The following is an 804-nucleotide window of genomic DNA, read 5'->3' as shown; positions in this document are numbered from 1 at the left end:
CATCGGCGGGCCGCCAGCCTGGTCGGCCCATTGATCGAGCACCCGCGCGGCGGCGTCGCGTCCGCCGAGGCCGAAGGCGAGCGCGCAGGCGATCGCGGCCGAGCCAAGGATCAGCCCAAAGGCGAGCATCACAATCTGGTCGGCAAGCCCCATGAAGGTGAGCCCGATCGCCGTGAACAGGGCAATGATCGCGTAGCGGACGAGGGCCTGCGCATAGCCGCCTTCGCCCGTCCCGCTGCCAACCAGCTTGGCGATGATCCGCGCCAGGAAGATGCCGGCGACGATGATCAAAGTCCCGAAAATCACCTTGCCGCCGAGCTCGGTCACCTGCGCGAGGAAGATCGCGATCGTCCCGCCGCCGAGCTGCTTGGCGGCCTCGATCGACGCGGCGAGGATGATCGCGATCATTGCGATGTTGGCGACAATCCGCGACGGGAAGGCGTTGGGCGGAAGCACGCCGGTCGAGCGGATCGCGTCGTCGAAGCCGGTCGGCGGCAGGATGGCCTCGATGATCGTCTTGAGGAACTTGGCGGCGACGAACGCGATGCCAATCCACAGCGCGGCGGCAAGCACCCGCGGGATGGCCGCGAGGATGTCGTTGAGCATGGCCGTTGCCGGCGCCGAAATCGCCTCGATCCCGAGCACTTGCAGCGCCGCGATCGCGAACGGGATGATGATCAGCGCATAAACCAGGATTCCGGCCGCGCGGGCGATGCTCGCGCGCGTTGCGCCCGGCGTTGCTCCCGGCGGCACCGCGGCCGGATCGGTCCGCACCGTGCCTTCGGAAGGCCCGATTCCGGCGCG

1 protein-coding gene is annotated in these 804 nt (G+C 68.7%); it reads right to left on the bottom strand.

Going from position 1 to position 804, the window contains the following annotated elements:
* A partial coding sequence (locus GH737_RS14930; protein ID WP_155265544.1) for a mechanosensitive ion channel occupies positions 1 to 804 on the bottom strand: 804 nt, incomplete at both ends.

Origin of the sequence: Sphingomonas segetis (assembly GCF_009720245.1) — a bacterium.
Taxonomy (GTDB): domain Bacteria; phylum Pseudomonadota; class Alphaproteobacteria; order Sphingomonadales; family Sphingomonadaceae; genus Sphingomicrobium; species Sphingomicrobium segetis.
The sequence above is the reverse complement of the archived record's forward strand: the minus strand, read 5'-3'. Positions and strand labels throughout refer to the sequence as shown.